A 19270-nucleotide genomic window follows, 5' to 3' on the forward strand; every position below is an offset into this window, starting at 1 on the left:
GGAGCTTCAATGAGTAGCCAGGGTTTCGTCGAAACCGATCTGCAACAGCCCGTCACTGCCGAGTCTCTGGAGACGCCGGAGGAGGCGATCGCGACAGACGTCGAGTCGCAGCCGTCCGCGCCCGTGCTCGAGGTGCCTGCCGCGCCCAGCGTGCCGGCGGCCAACGTGGACGACAGCAGCCTCTATATCCATCGCGAGCTGTCGCAGCTGCAGTTCAACATCCGCGTGCTGGAGCAGGCTCTCGACGAATCCTATCCGCTACTCGAGCGCCTCAAGTTCCTGCTGATCTTTTCCAGCAACCTGGACGAATTCTTCGAGATCCGCGTGGCGGGCTTGAAGAAGCAGATCGCCTTCGCCCGCGAGCAGGCCGGGGCCGATGGCCTGCTGCCGCACCAGGCGCTGGCGCGCATCAGCGACATCGTCCACGGCCAGGTGGACCGGCAGTACGCCATCCTCAACGATGTCCTCTTGCCGGCCCTCGCCGAGCAGCGGATTCGCTTCATCCGCCGTCGTTACTGGGACGTCAAGATCAAGGCCTGGGTGCGCAAGTTCTTCCGCGACGAGATCGCGCCCATCATCACCCCCATCGGCCTGGACCCGACCCATCCCTTCCCGCTGCTGGTGAACAAGAGCCTCAACTTCATCGTCGAGCTGGAGGGCATGGACGCCTTTGGTCGCGACTCGGGTCTGGCCATCATCCCGGCGCCACGCCTGCTGCCGCGGATCATCCGGGTGCCGGAGGAAGTCGCGGGCCCCGGAGACAACTACGTCTTCCTGTCCTCGATGATCCACGCCCACGCCGACGATCTCTTCCCCGGCATGAAGGTCAAGGGCTGCTTCCAGTTCCGCCTGACCCGCAACGCCGATCTCTCGGTGGACACCGAGGATGTCGAAGACCTGGCGCGTGCCCTGCGCGGCGAGCTGTTCTCCCGTCGCTACGGCGATGCGGTGCGGGTCGAGGTGGTGGACATCTGCCCGAAACACCTCACCGACTACCTGCTCAAGCAGTTCAATCTGGGCGAGAGCGAGCTGTACAAGGTCAACGGCCCGGTCAACCTGACCCGGTTGTTCTCCATCACCGGGCTGGACAGCCATCCGGAATTGCAGAGCGCTCCCTTCACGCCGACCATTCCCAAGCTGCTGCAGAAGAAGGACAACCTCTTCAACGTGCTGGGCAAGCTCGATGTGCTGCTGCTGCACCCCTTCGAGTCCTTCACCCCGGTGATCGACCTGATGCGTCAGGCCGCCAAGGACCCCAACGTCCTGGCGATCAAGCAGACGCTCTACCGCAGCGGCGCCAACTCCGAGATCGTCGACGCCCTGGTGGACGCGGCACGCAGTGGCAAGGAGGTGACCGCGGTCATCGAATTGCGCGCGCGCTTCGACGAAGAGTCCAACCTGCAGCTGGCCAGCCGCCTGCAGCAGGCCGGCGCCGTGGTCATCTATGGCGTGGTGGGCTTTAAGACCCACGCCAAGATGATGCTGATCCTGCGCCGCGAGAACGGCGAGCTGCGCCGCTATGCCCACCTGGGCACCGGCAACTACCACGCCGGCAACGCCAAGCTGTACACCGACTACAGCCTGCTGACCGCCGATGTGGCCCTCACCGAGGACGTGCACAAGCTGTTCAACCAGCTGATCGGCATGGGCAAGACCCTGCGCATGAAGAAGCTGTTGCACGCGCCTTTTACCCTGAAAAAGAACCTGCTGGAGATGATCAACCGCGAAGCGTTGGCGGCCAGCGAGGGACGGCCGGCGCAGATCATGGCCAAGGTCAACGGTCTCACCGATGCCAAGGTCATCCGCGCCCTCTACAAGGCCAGCCAGGCCGGGGTGAAGATCGACCTGGTGGTGCGCGGCATGTGCTGCCTGCGCCCCGGTGTCCCGGGCGTGTCCCACAACATCCAGGTGCGCTCCATCATCGGCCGCTTCCTGGAGCACAGCCGCATCTACTACTTCCTCAACGGTGGCGACGAGAAGCTCTATCTCTCCAGCGCCGACTGGATGGAGCGCAACCTCGACATGCGCGTCGAGACCTGCTTCCCGGTGGAAGGCAAGAAACTCATCACCCGGGTCAAGAAGGAGCTGGAAGGCTACCTCACCGACAACACCCAGGCCTGGGTGCTGCAGGAAGACGGCAGCTACGTGCGGCAATCGCCGACCGGCAACCAGAATGCCCGCAGTGTGCAGGCGACGCTGCTGGAGCGGTTGGCCAGCCCGGTGGTGAATACCCGCTGAGACAGTCCGGGCCCATGCCGACGTGGGCCCTGGTCGGTTTCGTAGGTTGGGTTGAGCGGGAGCGAAGCCCAACGTTGAGGGGCGCTTAATTCTGCGCCTTGAGTATTACGGTGCCTTAGCTACTTATCGCGCTTTGCCGGTACCTCTTGTTTCGCCCACCCGGGCGACTCACTTTTCTTTGTTTGCGCAAAGAAAAGTAAGCAAAAGAAAGCGCACCCCAACGTTTCGGCCCTCCGCTACGCTCCGGATACTCTCGTCCCGGCGCCGTGGCAGGGGCACGGCACGAAGGGGCTTCCTGTCCCTCGCGCCTTGCTCGGCGTACTGCCTCGCAACCCCCGCCACGACACCGGAACTCGGCCTCACTGACGGGGACGGAGCACAAGCCTGAGGCTTGGGTGTTCACAGGTGTAGCGTGGAAAACCGCCTAGCGTTTTCCACTGGCGTGTGACGCAGATACCTGTGGACAAGGCTTCGCCGTTGTCCACGCTACGGGCTACGGGCTACGGGCTACGGGCTACGGGCTACGGGCTACGGGTTACGGGTTCTTGTGGCTATTCAACCGACACTTTCAGGCTAGCGAATCGCCCCGTTCAGGAGGGCGAACACCAGTGTCGTGGAGCGGGTCGAGCCGCATGGATGCGGCGAGAGGCCTAACGGGCCATGGACGGCCCGTGCAGGCCGACCCCGGAACGACGCTGGCGTGAGCGAAACGTAGCATAGCGGAGTAACAGCCGCAGGCTGGCCCAAAGGGCGAGCAACGCGAGTCACCCGCAGCGCAGCGGAGGGCCGGATGTCCGGGGCAAGCGGTTTTGGTTACTTTTGTCCGGGGCGCGTAGTCCGGGGCGCGTAGTCCGGGGCGCGCAGCCGCGACTGGCAAAAGTGACTCGCTCGGGAGAGCGAAACAAGAAGTGCCAGCAAGACTTGGTAACCGGCTAGGGCACCAATAGCCTAAAGCGCTGGGCTTCGCTCCCGCTCAGCCCAACCTACGAAAAATCAGCGCACGCTCAACCTGTATCCCACCCGCTCCAGCCACTGCGCCTCCTGCTCGAAGTCGGCCTGGGTCAGGGGGTTCTCCGCCAGCCAGCCATCGGGGAATTGCACGTCCAGACTGCGCTCGCCGGCGCTGAGCTGGACATCCGGAATGCTCTTGTGGCGGATGTGGTGGAAGAGGATGGCATAGCGCAGCAGCAGCGTCAGGCGCAGCAGCGGCTCGCCTTCCGCGCCCAGCTCCTGCAGGCGCTCCAAGGGAATGTTGCGGCGATGGCCGCGTACCAGCAGCGCCAGGGCCTGCTGGTCGCGGCGGGAGAAACCGGGCAGGTCCGAGTGCTCGATCAGGTAGGCGCCATGCTTGTGGTACTGGTAGTGGGCGATGTCCAGGCCGACGCCGTGCAGGCGCGCCGCCCAGCGCAGCAGTTCGGCATGATTCTCGTCGGTCAGGGCCCAGGCCTCGGCGACCTGTGCCAGGGACTTCAGGGCGCGCTTTTCCACCCGTTCGGCATGGCGCTGATCGACGTGGTAGCGCTCGGCCAGGGCGTTGAGGGTACGCTCGCGGACGTCCTCGTGGCTGTGCCGGCCGATCATGTCGTAGAGCACGCCTTCGCGCAGGGCGCCTTCGGAGAGGTGCATCTCCTGCAGCTCCAGGGCCTTGAACAGAGCTTCGAGGATGGCCAGGCCGCCCGGCAGGATGGCGCGTCGATCCGGCTTCACGCCATCGATGTTGAGCAGGTTGATGTCGCCCTGCTTGAGCAGCTTGCGCTTGAGCCACTCGATGCCATCCGGGGTGATCTCGCCATTGCCGCGGCCGGCGGCCTGGATCGCCAGGGCCACCGCGCGGATGGTGCCGGAAGCGCCCAGGGCCTGGTGCCAGCCCATCTCGCGCAGGCCCTGGTCGATGTTCATCAGTTCCAGGCGGGCAGCGGTGTAGGCGCGCGCGTACTGGGCGGCGGTGATCTTGCCGTCGGCGAAGAATCTCTTGGTGAAGCTGACGCAACCCATCTGCAGGCTCTCGCGCTGCAGGGTCTCGAAGCGCTGGCCGATGATGAATTCGGTGCTGCCCCCGCCGATGTCGGTCACCAGGCGGCGTCCGGGCACATCGGGCATGGAGTGGGACACGCCCAGATAGATGAGGCGGGCCTCTTCGCGACCGGAGATAACCTCGACCGCATGGCCGAGCACGGCTTCGGCGCGCTGGATGAATTCGCCGCGGTTGCGCGCTTCGCGCAGGGCGTTGGTGCCCACCACCCGCACGGCGCCGCGCGGCATGCCGGCGATCAGCTGGGCGAAGCGGCGCAGGCAGTCCAGGCCGCGCTGGATGGCCTCTTCGCTGAGCAGACGCGACTCGTCCAGGCCGGCGGCCAGCTGGATCTTTTCGCCCAGTCGCTCAAGGATGCGGATCTCCCCGTGGGAATGGCGCGCCCGGACGATGTGAAAGCTGTTCGAGCCCAGGTCGATGGCGGCGATCAGTTCGTGGGGTTCGGCTGGCGAAGGCTGCATCTGGAGGCTCTCGGCGATAAACCGCGCCATCGTGCCAGCTAGCCGGTGACGGCTTCAAGCGCACAGCGGTTACGGTTGCGCAAAGTGGCAGAAAAAATAGGGTTTTTCCGCCTCAGGAAGCCACCTGGCCGATGAACTGGGCCAGTTCCGGTGTCTGCGGGTGGGCGAACAGCTCCTGGGGAGGACCGCTTTCGTGGACCTTGCCCTGGTGCATGAACACCAGCTTGTCGCCGACCTCGCGGGCGAATCTCATCTCGTGGGTGACCATGATCAGCGTCATGCCCTCGCGGGCCAGCTGCTTGACCACCGCCAGCACCTCGTTGACCAGTTCCGGATCCAGCGCCGAGGTGATTTCGTCACAGAGCAGCACCTTGGGCGACATGGCCAGGGCGCGGGCGATGGCTACCCGCTGCTGCTGACCGCCGGAGAGGCGGTCCGGATAGCTGTCGAATTTCTCCGCCAGGCCGACCCGGTCGAGCATCTGCCGCGCCAGGGCGCGGGCCTCGTCCTTGCTGGTCTTCCTGACCACCTGGGGCGCCAGCATCACGTTCTCGCCCACGGTCAGGTGCGGAAAGAGGTTGAACTGCTGGAAGACCATGCCGACCTTCTGCCGCAGCGAGCGGAGATTGACCCGGGCGGCGTCCAGGTATTCGCCGTCCACCTCGATGACGCCGTCGTTGATGGATTCCAGGCCGTTCAGGGTGCGCAGCAGGGTGCTCTTGCCCGAACCGCTCTTGCCGATGATGGCCACTACCTGGCCTTCCTCGACGGTCAGGTCGATGCCCTTGAGCACATGGTGGTTGCCATAGTGTTTGTGCAGGGCGGTCACTCTAAGCAGCGGCATGCAGTCTCCTTTCCAGCCAGCGTGCGGCCAGCGACAGCGGATAACAGAGGATGAAATAGCCCAGGGCCGCGAGGCCGTAGACGGTGAAGGGCTGGAAGGTGGCATTGGCGAGCATGCCGCCGATCTTGGTCAGCTCGGTGAAGCCGATGATGGAGGTCACCGCGGTACCCTTGACCACCTGCACCGAGAAGCCCACGGTGGGCGCCACGGCGATGCGCAGGGCCTGCGGCAGGATCACGTGGCGCAACTGCTCGAAGCGGCTCATCGCCAGGCTTTCCGAGGCTTCCCACTGACCGTGGGGAATGGCTTCGACGCAGCCCCGCCAGATCTCGGCGAGATAGGCGCTGGTGAACAGGGTCAGGGCCAGGCCGGCGGCCAGCCAGGCGGGGACTTCCAGACCCAGCAGCGACAGGCCGAAGAAGGTCAGGAACAGTTGCATCAGCAGCGGGGTGCCCTGGAACAGCTCGATGTAGCCGCGCGCCAGCAGGCGTAGCGGCCGGAGCGTCGAGTTGCGCGCCAGCAGGACCAGTGCGCTGGCCAGGCCGCCGAAGAGGAAGGCCGCCAGCGACAGCACCAGGGTCAGGCCGAGGCCGCTGGCCAGGCTGCGCAGGATGTCGGCGAGAGTGAAGTCCATCAACGCCTCCTGACGATGAAGAAGACGCCCAGCCAGTGCAGCGCCTGACGCACGCCAATGGCCATGAGCAGATAGATGAGGGTGGTCAGCAGATAGGTTTCGAAGGCGCGGAAGTTGCGCGACTGGATGAAGTTGGCGGCAAAGGTCAGCTCCTCGGTGGAAATCTGCGAGCACACCGCCGAGCCCAGCATCACGATCACCAGCTGGCTCGACAGCGCCGGCCAGACCTTGGCCAGGGCCGGACGCAGGATCACGTAGCGCAGGGTTTCGAAGCGGGTCATGGCCAGGGCCGCCGCCGCTTCCAGCTGGCCCCGCGGTATCGCCTGGATGCCGGCGCGGATGATCTCGGTGGAATAGGCGCCGAGGTTGATGACCATGGCCAGCACCGCCGCCTGGCCGGCTTCGATCCGCACCCCGATGGAGGGCAGGCCGAAGAAGATGAAGAACAGCTGGATCAGGAAGGGCGTATTGCGGATCAGCTCGACGTAGACCCCGAAGGCCTGGGCGAAGGGTTTCAGGCGCCAGGCGCGGCAGGTGGCGCCGACGATGCCGATGAGGATGCCGAAGAAGCCACCGATCACCGTCAGCTCAAGGGTGTAGAGCGCTCCCTTGAGCAGCAGGTCGCTCTGCGCGAGCACGGGCTGGAAGTCGAACTGATACGCCATGGCGCGTCGATCCTCAGAGAGCGGCCGGCAGGGGATCGCCCAGCCATTTTTCGGAGTTCTTGCTCAGGGTGCCGTCGGCGCGGGCCGCATCGATAATGGCATCGACCTTGTCCTTGAGCGCCGGCTCGTTCTTGTTGATGCCCACGTACACCGGCGAGTCCTTGAGCTTGACCTTGAGCACCGGTTCCTTGGCCGGGTTGCGCGCGCCGATCACCTTCATCACCACGCTGCCGCTGGCGATCAGCTCGGACTGCCCGGCCAGGTAGGCGGCGATGGTGGAATTGTTGTCCTCGAAGCGCTTGATCACGCTGTCCTTCGGCGCCACATCGGTGAGCGCCAGGTCTTCAATGGAGCCGCGGGTAACCGAGATCACCTTGCCGGCCAGCTGCTCGGGTGTGCTGATGGCGGCATCCTTGGGACCGAAGACGCCGAGATAGAAGGGCGCATAGGGCTTGCTGAAGTCGATGACCTTTTCCCGGTCGGGATTCTTGCCCAGGCTGGAGATGACCAGGTCGACCTTGCCGGTGGTCAGGAAGGGAATGCGGTTGGTGCTGTTGACCGGGGTGACTTCCAGCTTCACGTTCAGCTTGTCCGCCATCAGTTGCGCGGTGTCGATATCCAGGCCGCGCGGTTTGAGATCGGGTCCGACTGAACCGAAGGGCGGGAAGTCCTGTGGCACGGCGACCTTGAGCACGCCGCGCTGCTGGATATCGGCCAGTTGGTCGGCCTGGGCGGAGGTGTGCAGGGCGGTCAGGCCCAGGGCGAGCAGGGAGAGGGCGGTCCAGCGCTTGAGCATGACGAGACTCCGGAAGCAGGTTGGGATGGCTCTGCCCAGTGCATTTCATGTGCCAGCCGCCTGCCAGGGGGGCGCAAGGGCCGTCAGGCTTGAGGATTGGTCTTACTGGTCTGAACAGTTGCTCACCACAGCCGCCTGCGCTGGCGCTTGCCGTGAGCCGCTTTGGTGCGCGGTTATAGCGGCGTGCTCCGCCTTGGGGCCGCACTTGAAGTCCCTGGAAATTGGGCATAAAAGGCAAGCTTCCGGACTGACTGGCCTGACCACGCCATGCCCCTCGCTGCCACCCGCGCCGTACCCCAATATGCCGTCGACGCCATTCGCCGACTGATCGAGACCGAAGGCTATGCCCCCGGCGCGGCCCTGCCCGCGCAGCGGGAGCTGGCCGAGCGGCTGGGGGTGAGTCGCGCCTCCCTGCGCGAGGCGCTGTCCACCCTGAGCGCCCTGGGCCTGGTCAGCGTCCAGCCCGGGCGCGGCGTCTATGTGCAGGCGGCGACGGGTACGGTGGACGGACACTGGCCCTTCGCCGACGAGGTGACGGCCGCCCATGTCTTCCAGCTGAGATTCGCCCTGGAAGGCTTCGCCGCCGGGCTGGCCGCCGTCACCCTGGGGCCCGCCGACCTGGATCGCCTGGAGGTCAATCTGGCCGCCCTGCACCGGGCGCTGCGGGCCAACGAGCTGGAAGAGGCGGCCGTGCTGGACTTCGACTTCCATCGCCAACTGCTGCTGGCCGCGGACAACCCGGCCATGCTGGCGGTGATCACCAGCAGCCCCGAACGCTTCCACGAGAGCCAGAAGCTGCCCTTCGTGCGCCCCGAGCGGGCCCTGGAAACCTGGCAGGAACACCGGCGCATCCTCAGGGCCCTGAGCCGCCGCTCGCCCGCGGCGGCGCAAAAGGCCATGCGCGAACATATCCGCAATGCGGCCCTGCGCAGTGGAACCCCCTTCACGGTTCCTGCTGTCTAAACAGCGAGCCACGATCGGTGGAACGGTGATCGACCAGGGTTGCAAAGGCGTCGGAAATGCAGCTCAACTCCGCTTTCTCAGGCCTTGTCGCCCGTTTGCCGGATCGTGAACCACCTCTGCCATCAATGCCGGTCATAGCCACCATCAATGTTCGAATGCTTTCGAAGTGACGGCGGCAGGGCTATCATGGCCATACTTCAAGTCGTACCCGAATTCGGAGAGAGTCAATGAGCGAATACATCACCAACGTCAGCGACGCCAGCTTCGAGCAGGACGTGCTGAAGTCCGACAGCCCCGTGCTGGTCGACTACTGGGCCGAATGGTGCGGTCCGTGCAAGATGATTGCGCCGGTTCTGGACGAGATCGCCAAGGACTACCAGGGCAAGCTCAAGGTCTGCAAACTGAACATCGATGAAAACCAGGACACCCCGCCGAAGTACGGCGTGCGCGGCATCCCGACCCTGATGCTGTTCAAGAACGGCGCGGTCGAGGCCACCAAGGTCGGCGCCCTGTCCAAGTCGCAACTGGCCGCCTTCCTCGACGCCAACGTCTGAGGCAGCCAGTCGAAAGCCCCGCCATGCGGGGCTTTTTTATGCCCGGACGGCTGGACGAGTACCCATGCAGGTGCTAGATTCCAGCCACGACCCCATCAGCGGGCCGTCTTCTCATCTGCTGTAGCCGTCAGTTCTCCTCTTCAGAACGCATCCCGCGAAGCTAATCTCGCATCCGGCCGCTCAGCTCGAATCCCTCCTTCGCCTCTTCTCACGTCAACATACGTCTATGAATCTGACCGAACTCAAGCAAAAGCCCATCACGGAACTGTTGGAAATGGCGGATGCCGCGGGCTTGGAAAACATGGCCCGGTCCCGCAAGCAGGACATCATCTTTGCGCTGCTTAAAAAGCACGCCAAGGGTGGCGACGAGATTTCCGGGGATGGCGTGCTGGAGATCCTGCAGGACGGCTTCGGCTTCCTGCGTAGCGCCGACTCCTCCTACCTGGCCGGTCCCGACGACATCTATGTCTCCCCCAGCCAGATCCGCCGCTTCAACCTGCGTACCGGCGACACCATCATCGGCAAGATTCGTCCGCCGAAAGAGGGCGAGCGCTATTTCGCGCTGCTCAAGGTCGACACCATCAACTTCGACCGTCCGGAAAACGCCAAGAACAAGGTGCTGTTCGAGAACCTCACGCCCCTGTTCCCCACCAAGCGCCTGACCATGGAAGCCGGCAACGGCTCCACCGAAGACCTCACCGGTCGGGTCATCGACCTCTGCGCCCCCATCGGCAAGGGTCAGCGCGGGCTGATCGTCGCGCCGCCCAAGGCCGGCAAGACCATCATGCTGCAGAACATCGCGGCCAACATCACCCGCAACAATCCCGAGTGCTACCTCATCGTGCTGCTCATCGACGAGCGTCCCGAGGAAGTGACCGAGATGCAGCGCACCGTGCGCGGTGAAGTGGTGGCCTCCACCTTCGACGAGCCGCCGACCCGCCACGTGCAGGTCGCCGACATGGTGATCGAGAAGGCCAAGCGCCTGGTCGAGCACAAGAAGGATGTGGTCATCCTGCTGGATTCCATCACCCGTCTGGCGCGGGCCTTCAACACCGTGATCCCCAGCTCCGGCAAGGTGCTCACCGGTGGTGTCGACGCCCATGCCCTGGAGAAGCCCAAGCGCTTCTTCGGCGCCGCCCGTAACATCGAGGAAGGCGGCAGCCTGACCATCATCGCTACCGCGCTGGTGGAAACCGGCTCGAAGATGGACGAGGTGATCTACGAGGAATTCAAGGGCACCGGCAACATGGAGCTGCCCCTGGAGCGTCGGATCGCCGAGAAGCGCGTCTTCCCGGCCATCAACATCAACAAGTCCGGCACCCGCCGCGAAGAGTTGCTCACCGACGAGGAAGAGCTGTCGCGCATGTGGATCCTGCGCAAGATCCTGCATCCGATGGACGAGATCGCCGGCATCGAATTCCTCCTCGACAAGTTGCGTCAGACCAAGACCAACAGCGAGTTCTTCGATTCGATGAGGCGCAGCAAGTAAGGCGCAGTCGCATGCAAAGGCCGGGAAATCCCGGCCTTTGGCGTTTCTGGGCCAGTGCTTTCTCGATGCGCGACTCAGGCGGTAGACTGCCAGACTTTCCCCAGCGCCAAGAGGCCGCATGCAATACCGAGATCTGCGTGACTTCATCCGCAGCCTGGAGCAGCGTGGTGAACTGAAGCGCGTGACCGCCCCGGTCTCGCCGATCCTCGAGATGACCGAAATCTGCGACCGGACCCTGCGCAAGCAGGGCCCGGCGTTGCTGTTCGAGAATCCCGTGGGCTTCTCCATGCCCGTGCTGGGCAACCTGTTCGGTACGCCCCAGCGTGTGGCGCTGGGCATGGGCGCCGAGGACGTCGGCGCCTTGCGCGAGATCGGCAAGCTGCTGGCCTTCCTCAAGGAGCCCGAGCCGCCCAAGGGCCTCAAGGACGCCTGGTCGAAGCTGCCGATCTACAAGAAGGTCATCAGCATGGCGCCCAAGGTGGTCAAGGATGCGCCCTGCCAGGAGGTGATCGAGGAGGGCGAGGCGGTCGATCTGGGCAAGTTGCCGATCCAGCACTGCTGGCCGGGCGACGTGGCGCCGCTGATCACCTGGGGCCTGACGGTCACCCGCGGGCCCAACAAGGAACGCCAGAACCTCGGCATCTATCGCCAGCAGGTCATCGGCCGCAACAAGCTGATCATGCGCTGGTTGAGTCACCGGGGCGGTGCCCTGGATTTCCGCGAGTGGTGCCAGAAGCATCCCGGCCAGCCCTACCCGGTGGCCGTGGCCCTGGGCGCTGATCCGGCCACCATCCTCGGCGCGGTCACTCCGGTACCCGACACCCTGTCCGAATACGCCTTTGCCGGCCTGCTGCGCGGCAGTCGCAGCGAACTGATCAAGTGCGTGGGCAACGACCTGCAGGTGCCGGCCAGTGCCGAGATCGTGCTGGAAGGGGTCATCCATCCGGGCGAGACCGCGCCGGAAGGGCCCTATGGCGATCACACCGGCTACTACAACGAGGTCGATACCTTCCCGGTCTTTACCGTGGAGCGCATCACCCGGCGCCGCGATCCCATCTATCACAGTACCTACACCGGGCGTCCGCCGGACGAGCCTGCCATCCTCGGCGTGGCGCTCAACGAAGTCTTCGTGCCCATCCTGCAAAAGCAGTTCCCGGAGATCGTCGACTTCTACCTGCCGCCGGAAGGCTGCTCCTACCGCATGGCGGTGGTGACCATCAAGAAGCAGTACCCCGGCCACGCCAAGCGGGTGATGCTGGGCGTCTGGTCGTTCCTGCGGCAGTTCATGTACACCAAGTTCGTGATCGTCACCGACGACGACATCAATGCCCGCGACTGGAACGACGTCATCTGGGCCGTGACCACGCGCATGGATCCCAAGCGCGACACCGTGATGATCGACAACACCCCCATCGACTACCTGGACTTCGCCTCGCCGATCTCCGGCCTGGGCTCGAAGATGGGCCTGGATGCCACCCACAAGTGGCCGGGCGAAACCACCCGCGAGTGGGGGCGGGCGATCGTCAAGGACGAAGCGGTGGTCAAACGGGTGGACGAGATGTGGTCCAGTCTCGGGATCGACTAACGGAGACGACGATGAAGGTCACCCTGCAGCCCTCGGGTGCGGTACTGCAAACCCAGCCCGGCGAGGCCATCCTGGCCGCCGCGCAGCGCCTCGGCTACAGCGGGCCGCACAGCTGCCGCAACGGCAATTGCCAGCTCTGCGCCGCGCTGCTGGTGGAGGGCCAGGTCGCCCAGCACGGCCAGACCGTCGATCATGGCGAGATCTATGTCTGCGTGGCCGTACCCCTGAGCGACTGCCTGCTGCAGTGGGACGGCGTCCTGGCGCCTGGCGAATTGCCGGTGCGCCAGCTGGCCTGCCAGGTGGTGGCCCTGGACGACGTGGGTGGCGATGTCCGCCGGGTGCGCCTGCGTGCTCCCGCCGGGCGGCCGCCGCGCTATCATGCCGGTCAGTACCTGCTGATCCAGCGCGACGACGGCAAGCAGTCGGCCTTTTCCCTGGCCTCGGCGCCCCATCAGGGGCGTGAGCTGGAATTGCACGTGCTGGCGCGCGAGGCCAGCAGCCAGGCGCTGCTGGCGCAACTGGAAAGCAAGGGTATGGCGCAGGTCGAGTTGCCCTATGGCGACGCCCATCTGGCCGAACTGCCTGAAGGCCCCCTGGTACTAATCGCCGCCGGGACCGGCATGGCCCAGATGCACAGCTTGATCGAAGATGCCCGTACCCGGGGCTTCGCCCATCCGGTGCACCTCTACTGGGGCGTGCGCACGCCGGACGACTTCTATGCCATCGAGGCCTGGGACGCCTGGGCGGAACTGCCCAATCTCACTCTGAACCGGGTGGTGAGCGATGCCTGTGGCTGGGCAGGGCGCTGCGGTCTGCTGCACGAGGTGGTGCGTGCGGATTTCGCCGATCTGAGCGGCCTGCACGTCTATGCCAGCGGCTCGCCGGCGATGGTCTATGCCACCCTGGACGCCCTGGTGGAAGCCGGCATGGACGCGCACCAGATGCGCGCCGACGTCTTCGCCTACGCGCCGCGGGGGTGAGCCTATCGCGGCCGTGCCGGTGCGCCGTAGCGACCGCTCCTACGGGTAAGCTCTACCTGTAGGAGCGGCCCATGGCCGCGATTGATCGAAAAGCACAAAGCGTTTTCGACCAGGACCCAGAGTGGATGAGGCTGTGCCGTCATCCACCCTGGGCAATCGGCGCTACTGCGCCGACTTGGCCACCATGCCGGTGTGTCTCAGGGTCATCGCCAGAAAGACGATGGCCAGGACGCAGGAGCCGATCAGCAGCATGAAGCCGCCATCCCAGCCGAAGTGGTCCACGGTGTAGCCGACCAGGGCGTTGGCCGCGACCGAGCCACCCAGGTAGCCGAACAGCCCGGTGAAGCCCGCGGCGGTGCCGGCGGCCTTCTTGGGTACCAGTTCCAGCGCCTGCAGGCCGATCAGCATCACCGGCCCGTAGATCAGGAAGCCGATGGATACCAGGGCCGCCAGGTCAATGCCGGGATTGCCTTCCGGGTTGAGCCAGTAGACCAGGGTGGCGACCAGCACGCCGAGCATGAACACCACCCCGGTGGCGCCGCGGTTGCCGCGGAACAGCTTGTCCGAGAGCCAGCCGCAGAGCAGGGTCCCGGGGATGCCGGCCCACTCGTAGAAGAAGTAGGCCCAGGAGGTCTTGTCCACCGAGAAGTGCTTGGCTTCCTTGAGATAGGTGGGGGCCCAGTCCAGCACGCCATAGCGCAGCAGATAGACGAAGACGTTGGCCAGGGCGATGTACCAGAGCAGGCGATTCTTCAGCACGTACTCGACGAAGATCTCCTTGGTGGAGAATTCGCGTTCGTGACCTTCGCTGTAGCCCTCGGGGAAGTCCTGTTTCCAGTGTTCCACCGATGGCAGGCCGCAGGACTGCGGGGTGTCGCGCATGGCGATGAAGGCGAAGACCGCTACCGCCAGGGCCACCACGGCCGGGACATAGAAGGCGGCGTGCCAGTCGTTGAACCAGGCCAGGCCAAGCAGGAACAGCGGGCCGATCAGGCCGCCGCCGACGTTGTGGGCGACGTTCCACACCGAGACCACCCCGCCACGCTCCTTCTGCGACCACCAGTGCACCATGGTGCGACCGCTGGGCGGCCAGCCCATGCCCTGGAACCAGCCGTTGAGGAACAGCAGGACGAACATGATGCTGACACTGGAGGTGGCCCAGGGTGCGAATCCGAACAGCAGCATCACCAGCGCCGACATTACCAGCCCGAAGGGCAGGAAGTAGCGCGGATTGGAGCGGTCCGAGACCAGGCCCATGAGGAACTTGGACAGGCCGTAGGCGATGGCCACCGCGGACAGCGCCACGCCCAGTTCACCCCGGCTGTAGCCTTGCTCCACCAGGTAGGGCATGGCCAGCGAGAAGTTCTTGCGCAGCAGGTAGTAGCCGGCATAGCCGATAAAGATCCCGGCGAAGATCTGCCAGCGGAGACGGCGGTAGACGGGATCGATGCGATCGGCGGGCAGCGGCGTGCGATGGGCCGCAGGGGCGAAGATTCCAAGCATGGGAGCCTCGGTATTGTTATAGGTATTAATCGAAAGCGAACATTCCAGGTTCGTTTTCGAATATTACAATGATATTACAGCCTGCATAGGCTTTTCCGCCCTATGGCAGCGAGCGCCAGGATTCCCCCTTGATCTGTGCGGGTTGCGCGCCTAGGGTGGCGCGTCTTTGCTGCCGTTTTCACGAGTCGTCATGCCTGCCTGGAAAGTCCTGTCCTCCCGCGCCCTGAACCTGGCCACCGCCCTGTTCGAACGCTATCCGCGGCTGATCGCCCTGGCCGGCTTCATTTCAGGGATCTGCAGTTTCCTGCTGGTGGACCGGCAGAAGGGCTTCGCCCCGGTGATGGCGGTGATCATGCTGGCGAGCTGGGTCTGGCTGATGCTGGAAAACGTGCTGCGGGGCTGGGTCAGCCGGCGCTTCGGCTGGGAATTGCCGCCACCGCTGCTGCGCTACGCCACCCAGTTGATCCACCAGGAGAGCCTGTTCTTCTGCCTGCCGTTCTTTGCCATCACCACGGCCTGGAACAGCGGCCAGGCGCTGTTCACCGGGCTGATCGGCGCGGCCGCGCTGGTCTCCATCATCGATCCGCTCTACTACAAGGCCCTGGCGCCGCGACGCTGGGTGTTCCTCAGCTACCACACCCTGACGCTGTTCGCAGTGCTGCTCACCGCCCTGCCGATCATCCTGCACCTGACCACCACCCAGAGCTACGAACTGGCCCTGGGCGTCGCCGTGCTGCTGTCATTTCCCAGTCTGGCGGTGGCCTTCCGGGTACGCCTGGGCTGGCGCTGGCTGGGATTGCTGGGTCTGTGCCTGGCCATCGGCGCCTTCGGCTGGCTGGGCCGCGCCTGGGTGCCGCCGGCCACCCTGTGGCTGACCGACATGGGCATGAGCACCAACTTCGACAGCCTCAAGCGCCAGCCCGGCGATGCGGTGAAGAGCCTGAGCAGTGCCCAGCTGCGCGCCCAGGGGCTCTATGCCTTCACCGCCATCAACGCGCCGCGCGGCCTGAACGAGCGCATCTACCATGTCTGGCGCCATGCCGGTCAGGAGGTGGATCGGATTCCGCTGGATATCAGCGGCGGTCGCGAAGCCGGTTATCGCGCCTGGACCCACAAGCAGAACTTCCCCGGCGACGTGACCGGCCGTTGGCAGGTGCAAGTGGTGACGGACGTCGGCCAGGTGATCGGAACCCTCAGGTTCGAGGTGACCCCTTGAATCCCGCTGGCTATGCTGCAGCCATTCACCTCTAGAGGATTCGCCGTGAAAGCCGTCGCTGCCGTTTTGCTGTCCTTCTGCCTGGCCTTCAATGTCTGGGCGAACGAAGAGAAGAAGGAAGGGGAGGCACCCAAGACCGAATTTTACAACCTGACCCCGGCGCTGGTCGGCAACTATGGCAGCGGGCCCAAGCTCAAGTACTACAAGGCCGACATCGCCCTGATGATGACCGGCAAGGAAGCCAAGGATAAGGTGGAGTTCCACGAGCCGCTGATCCGCAATCAGCTGGTGATGCTCTTCGCCCAGCAGACCGACGAAACCCTGGCCGGCGTGGAAGCCCGCGAGAAACTGCGCCAGGAGGCGCTCAAGCAGGTGCAGAGCGTGCTCACCCAGGAGGAGGGCAAGCCGCTGGTGGAAGACCTGCTGTTCAACAACCTGATCATCCAGCCCTGAGGCCGGCGGTCAGCCGCGCGCCGCGGCGACGATCGCTGTCCACTCCGCCGGGCTGACCGGCATCACCGAGAGGCGGTTGCCCTTGCGCAGCAGGGCGAAGTCGGCGAGCGCCGGCAACTGGCGCAGGCGCGGCAGGCTCAGCACCCGCGGAAAGGCCTCGACGAAGGCGACCTGGCGCGCCGTCCAGGGGTTGTTTTCGGCGCTGGCCTTGGGCGCATGGTAGGGGCTTTCAGGGTCCAGGGCGGTAGGGTCCGCGAAGGCCGCGCCGACGATGCGGCCGATGCCGGCGATGCCGGGTTCGGCGCAACTCGAATGGTGAAAGAAGAACAGTTCGTCGGATGCCATGGCGCGCAGGAAGTTACGCGCCTGGTAATTGCGCACCCCGTCCCAGCGCGCCTGGCCCAGGCGTTCCAGGTCGGTTAGCGAGAACTCATCGGGCTCGGATTTCAACAGCCAGCAGGCCACGGTTCGTCTCCTGACGAATGGAGGCTCGGGAGCTTCCAGGAAAGGGTCTGGTCGATTGCAAGGGGCGACCGCTTGTCGCAGAATGCCGCCCATTCCGGATGTAGTCTGATCGTACGCGCTGAGCATAACAGGGCGACGTCCTGTCCTGCCCAAAGGTGCCAGCAAGGGGGTGGCCCAGCTCGATGAAACGCAAACCTGATCTGTTATGGGTGCTGGTCCTGATCTTTACCCTGGGCGTGGTCACCACCGGGTACACCCAGAGTTTCTGGGAACAGCACCAGAGCCAGCAGCAGTACGCCCGCTATGCCAGCGACGTTCAGCCGACGCGGGAAGTCTCTCCCATCCGCTGAGCGTACCAGTCGCCATCGCTCACCACAGCCGCCATGGGCACGTCCCAGGCTGCCAGTGCCAGTCGCTCCACCTTCTGACATTCATGGGCGCAGCCGATCAGCTGCGGACTGTGCCATTGCCGCCGGCGCGCCAGGTAGGCCAGGTTGCGATCATAGAAGCCCTTGCCCATGCCCAGGCGTCCGCCCTGGGGATCAAAGCCCACCAGCGGCATCAGGATCAGCTCCAGGGCCCAGGTCGGCCGACCCAGGCGCCGATCCGGGCGCGGCTCGGCGATGCCGAAGTGATTGCGCACCCAGGATTCGCCGCGACCGACCCGCTGAAAGATCATCGCCGTCCGCGGCCAGCGCGAGAGCACTGGCAGATAGGTGGCCTTGCCGCGGCGCTGGGCTTCTTCGAGCAGTGGACGCGGATCGATCTCGCCATCGCTGGGCAGATAGAAGGCGATATGTCGCGCACGGCGAAACAGCGGATGCTGGGCGAGTCGCCGATAGAGCTGGCGGGCGGCCTGGCGTTGCTGGACAGGGGTAAGGGCGCGACGTCGCTGGCGCAGAAGCTTGCGCAGCGCGGGCCTGCTGAGATCGGGAGAAGGCGGGATGGTCATGGAAAAAAATGAGCTCTCCGGAATGCCGCTGCCGGTGTAGCCCTTGAACCCTTGGTTCAAGGTGGGAGAAGTCGTAGACCTTTAGGCTTTCCGCCGTAGCGGACATGCACACCAGCCTTACGAGCAACCCCCGGGGTGTTGCTTATCGGCTCGGGGACATGACCGACTGGCGCACACACCAGAGAGTGACCTCCAGTATACGCCCCTGAGCCGGGATGCAAACCCCCCTGCCGATCCTCGGCTGGCGGTCAGGCAGTGGTGTCCTGTTCGGTGATCAGCGCCCGGTCGACGCGATCCAGCAGGTCGCGGACCCGCTCGCGAGTGCTGCTGACTTCCAGGCTGACGTCGTCCTGGCGGTGCAGCAGTTCGTGGGTGATGTTGAGGGCGGCCATCACGGCCACGCGGTCGGCGCCGATGACCTTGCCGCTGCCGCGGATCTCGCGCATCTTGCCGTCCAGGTAGCGAGCGGTGCTCTCCAGGTTGGCGCGCTCGTCAGCCGGGCAGCTGATGCGATATTCCTTTTCCATTATCTGGACGGTCACGGTCTCGATGCTCATGAGTCCTGCTCCAAAGCTTTCAGGCGTAAAATCATCGCTTCGACCTTCGATCTGGCCAATTCGTTCTTTTCGATCAACTCGGCGCGCTCCTGGCGCCAGTTGCGCTCGCCCTGGCGCAGTTGTCGATTCTGCCGCTGCAATTCCTCAAGACGCAGGAGCAGGCGCTCCACACGGTCACCGAGGGCTTCCAGATCGGCGTCGAGGGGCGTGTCGCGAGACTCGCGCATGAGGGCTACAGCTCCAGAAGGGTGCAACGAGATTGGCCGCCGGCGGGGTCAGCGCGTAGGATAAGGCTTCATTCTAGCCAGCGCCTCCCCTCGACGCCATGTCCAGCTCAGCATCCGCCTACGCCGCCTTCTCCACCCTGCTCGCCGAGGCCGCTTTGCCGGTCTCGCCTGCCGAACTCCACGGTCACCTGCTCGGGCGGGTCTGTGGGGGCGCGGGCTTCGACGAGAACGACTGGCTGGCCGCGGCCAGCGAGCTGCTCGGTGGCGCGCCGGGCGAGCGTCTGCAGGCGGCACTGTCGGGGCTGCTGGGCATGGTGCAGCAGGAATTCGCCGGCCAGCAGGTGGCCCTGGTGCTGATGCTGCCGCCGGACGAGGTGCCGCTCGCCGAGCGCACCGCTGCCCTGGGCCAGTGGTGCCAGGGCTTCCTGGCCGGTTTCGGACTGTCCGGGCGCACCGGCGAGGTCTCGGGCGAGGCGCGCGAGGTGCTCGAGGACCTGGCGGCCATTGCACAGATCCAGGAACCCGCCGAGGAAGGCGAAGAGGGCGAGAACGACTTCATGGAAGTCACCGAATACCTGCGTGTGGCGCCGCTGCTGCTGTACGGCGAATACGGGCGCGGCCCCCTCCCCGAACCTGCGCCCGTGGTGCACTGAGCG

At 65.0% G+C, this 19270-nt stretch carries 20 protein-coding genes and 1 other RNA gene; 10 read left to right on the forward strand and 11 right to left on the reverse strand.

Going from position 1 to position 19270, the window contains the following annotated elements; all coding sequences use genetic code 11:
- The first annotated feature begins 9 nt into the window (after positions 1-9).
- Positions 10-2238 carry a polyphosphate kinase 1 gene (ppk1, locus tag BGI51_RS08800; RefSeq protein WP_187980900.1) on the forward strand — a complete coding sequence of 743 codons (2229 nt, stop codon included), beginning with the start codon at positions 10-12 and terminating at the stop codon, positions 2236-2238.
- A gap of 993 nt (positions 2239-3231) precedes the next feature.
- Here the strand turns inward: ppk1 and ppx are convergent.
- The 5 genes from ppx to BGI51_RS08825 form a co-directional block, all read right to left on the reverse strand.
- Positions 3232-4731, reverse strand: a complete 1500-nt coding sequence (ppx, locus tag BGI51_RS08805) for an exopolyphosphatase (RefSeq protein WP_133860463.1) — start codon at positions 4729-4731, stop codon at positions 3232-3234.
- Between the two features lie 112 nt (positions 4732-4843).
- The gene (locus tag BGI51_RS08810) at positions 4844-5575 is read right to left on the reverse strand and encodes an amino acid ABC transporter ATP-binding protein (protein WP_187980901.1); all 732 of its coding nucleotides are present in this window, start codon (positions 5573-5575) and stop codon (positions 4844-4846) included.
- Entirely contained in the window at positions 5562-6212 is a 651-nt protein-coding gene (locus BGI51_RS08815) for an amino acid ABC transporter permease (protein WP_178083884.1), read from the reverse strand. The genes BGI51_RS08810 and BGI51_RS08815 overlap by 14 nt, the downstream gene beginning before the upstream one ends.
- Positions 6209-6874: an amino acid ABC transporter permease gene (locus BGI51_RS08820; RefSeq protein WP_133860466.1), complete on the reverse strand. Its 666-nt coding sequence runs from the start codon at positions 6872-6874 to the stop codon at positions 6209-6211. The genes BGI51_RS08815 and BGI51_RS08820 overlap by 4 nt, the downstream gene beginning before the upstream one ends.
- Before the next feature lie 13 nt (positions 6875-6887).
- Positions 6888-7670 (reverse strand): transporter substrate-binding domain-containing protein, encoded by a 783-nt coding sequence (locus BGI51_RS08825; RefSeq protein ID WP_187980902.1) that lies wholly within the window; start codon positions 7668-7670, stop codon positions 6888-6890.
- 267 nt (positions 7671-7937) lie between these two features.
- Here BGI51_RS08825 and BGI51_RS08830 point away from each other — a divergent pair, with 267 nt between their 5' ends.
- The 5 genes from BGI51_RS08830 (at position 7938) to BGI51_RS08850 (ending at position 13241) form a co-directional block, all read left to right on the forward strand.
- Positions 7938-8633: a FadR/GntR family transcriptional regulator gene (locus tag BGI51_RS08830; protein WP_187980903.1), complete on the forward strand. Its 696-nt coding sequence runs from the start codon at positions 7938-7940 to the stop codon at positions 8631-8633.
- A 227-nt stretch (positions 8634-8860) separates the two neighbouring features.
- Entirely contained in the window at positions 8861-9187 is a 327-nt protein-coding gene (trxA, locus tag BGI51_RS08835) for a thioredoxin TrxA (RefSeq protein ID WP_017639417.1), read from the forward strand.
- Positions 9188-9413: 226 nt separating this feature from the next.
- The gene (gene rho, locus BGI51_RS08840; protein WP_133860469.1) at positions 9414-10676 is read left to right on the forward strand and encodes a transcription termination factor Rho; all 1263 of its coding nucleotides are present in this window, start codon (positions 9414-9416) and stop codon (positions 10674-10676) included.
- A gap of 118 nt (positions 10677-10794) precedes the next feature.
- On the forward strand, positions 10795-12261 hold the full coding sequence (gene ubiD / locus BGI51_RS08845; RefSeq protein ID WP_187980904.1) for a 4-hydroxy-3-polyprenylbenzoate decarboxylase: 1467 nt from the start codon (positions 10795-10797) through the stop codon (positions 12259-12261).
- 11 nt (positions 12262-12272) lie between these two features.
- Positions 12273-13241 carry a CDP-6-deoxy-delta-3,4-glucoseen reductase gene (locus BGI51_RS08850; protein WP_187980905.1) on the forward strand — a complete coding sequence of 323 codons (969 nt, stop codon included), beginning with the start codon at positions 12273-12275 and terminating at the stop codon, positions 13239-13241.
- 162 nt (positions 13242-13403) lie between these two features.
- On the opposite strand, the gene glpT is transcribed toward BGI51_RS08850, so the two are convergent.
- On the reverse strand, positions 13404-14744 hold the full coding sequence (gene glpT, locus BGI51_RS08855; RefSeq protein ID WP_133860472.1) for a glycerol-3-phosphate transporter: 1341 nt from the start codon (positions 14742-14744) through the stop codon (positions 13404-13406).
- 190 nt (positions 14745-14934) lie between these two features.
- Between glpT and BGI51_RS08860 the strand changes: the two genes are divergently transcribed.
- Positions 14935-15960, forward strand: a complete 1026-nt coding sequence (locus BGI51_RS08860) for a DUF5924 family protein (protein ID WP_133860473.1) — start codon at positions 14935-14937, stop codon at positions 15958-15960.
- 45 nt (positions 15961-16005) lie between these two features.
- Entirely contained in the window at positions 16006-16413 is a 408-nt protein-coding gene (locus tag BGI51_RS08865; protein ID WP_133860474.1) for a flagellar basal body-associated protein FliL, read from the forward strand.
- A gap of 9 nt (positions 16414-16422) precedes the next feature.
- Here BGI51_RS08865 and BGI51_RS08870 read toward each other — a convergent pair whose 3' ends face one another.
- Positions 16423-16878: an EVE domain-containing protein gene (locus BGI51_RS08870; RefSeq protein ID WP_187980906.1), complete on the reverse strand. Its 456-nt coding sequence runs from the start codon at positions 16876-16878 to the stop codon at positions 16423-16425.
- A gap of 182 nt (positions 16879-17060) precedes the next feature.
- Here BGI51_RS08870 and BGI51_RS08875 point away from each other — a divergent pair, with 182 nt between their 5' ends.
- The gene (locus tag BGI51_RS08875) at positions 17061-17228 is read left to right on the forward strand and encodes a hypothetical protein (protein ID WP_166655883.1); all 168 of its coding nucleotides are present in this window, start codon (positions 17061-17063) and stop codon (positions 17226-17228) included.
- Here BGI51_RS08875 and BGI51_RS08880 read toward each other — a convergent pair.
- The 4 genes from BGI51_RS08880 to BGI51_RS08895 all read right to left on the reverse strand — a co-directional run bounded on the left by BGI51_RS08880 (position 17195) and on the right by BGI51_RS08895 (position 18614).
- Positions 17195-17824 (reverse strand): 5-formyltetrahydrofolate cyclo-ligase, encoded by a 630-nt coding sequence (locus BGI51_RS08880; RefSeq protein WP_252977287.1) that lies wholly within the window; start codon positions 17822-17824, stop codon positions 17195-17197. The two genes, BGI51_RS08875 and BGI51_RS08880, sit on opposite strands and share 34 nt — an antisense overlap.
- Before the next feature lie 16 nt (positions 17825-17840).
- Positions 17841-18018: non-coding RNA, 6S RNA (gene ssrS / locus BGI51_RS08885), on the reverse strand.
- Positions 18019-18078: 60 nt separating this feature from the next.
- A complete protein-coding gene (locus BGI51_RS08890; protein ID WP_187980908.1) occupies positions 18079-18387 on the reverse strand; it encodes a cell division protein ZapA in 309 nt (102 codons plus the stop codon).
- Positions 18384-18614, reverse strand: a complete 231-nt coding sequence (locus BGI51_RS08895) for a TIGR02449 family protein (RefSeq protein WP_007161334.1) — start codon at positions 18612-18614, stop codon at positions 18384-18386. Before BGI51_RS08895 ends, BGI51_RS08890 begins: the two co-directional genes overlap by 4 nt.
- Before the next feature lie 98 nt (positions 18615-18712).
- Between BGI51_RS08895 and BGI51_RS08900 the strand changes: the two genes are divergently transcribed.
- Positions 18713-19267, forward strand: a complete 555-nt coding sequence (locus tag BGI51_RS08900; protein ID WP_133860478.1) for a UPF0149 family protein — start codon at positions 18713-18715, stop codon at positions 19265-19267.
- Positions 19268-19270: the final 3 nt, after the last annotated feature.

The organism is Pseudomonas oryzihabitans (assembly GCF_014522265.1).
Lineage (GTDB): Bacteria > Pseudomonadota > Gammaproteobacteria > Pseudomonadales > Pseudomonadaceae > Chryseomonas > Chryseomonas aestiva.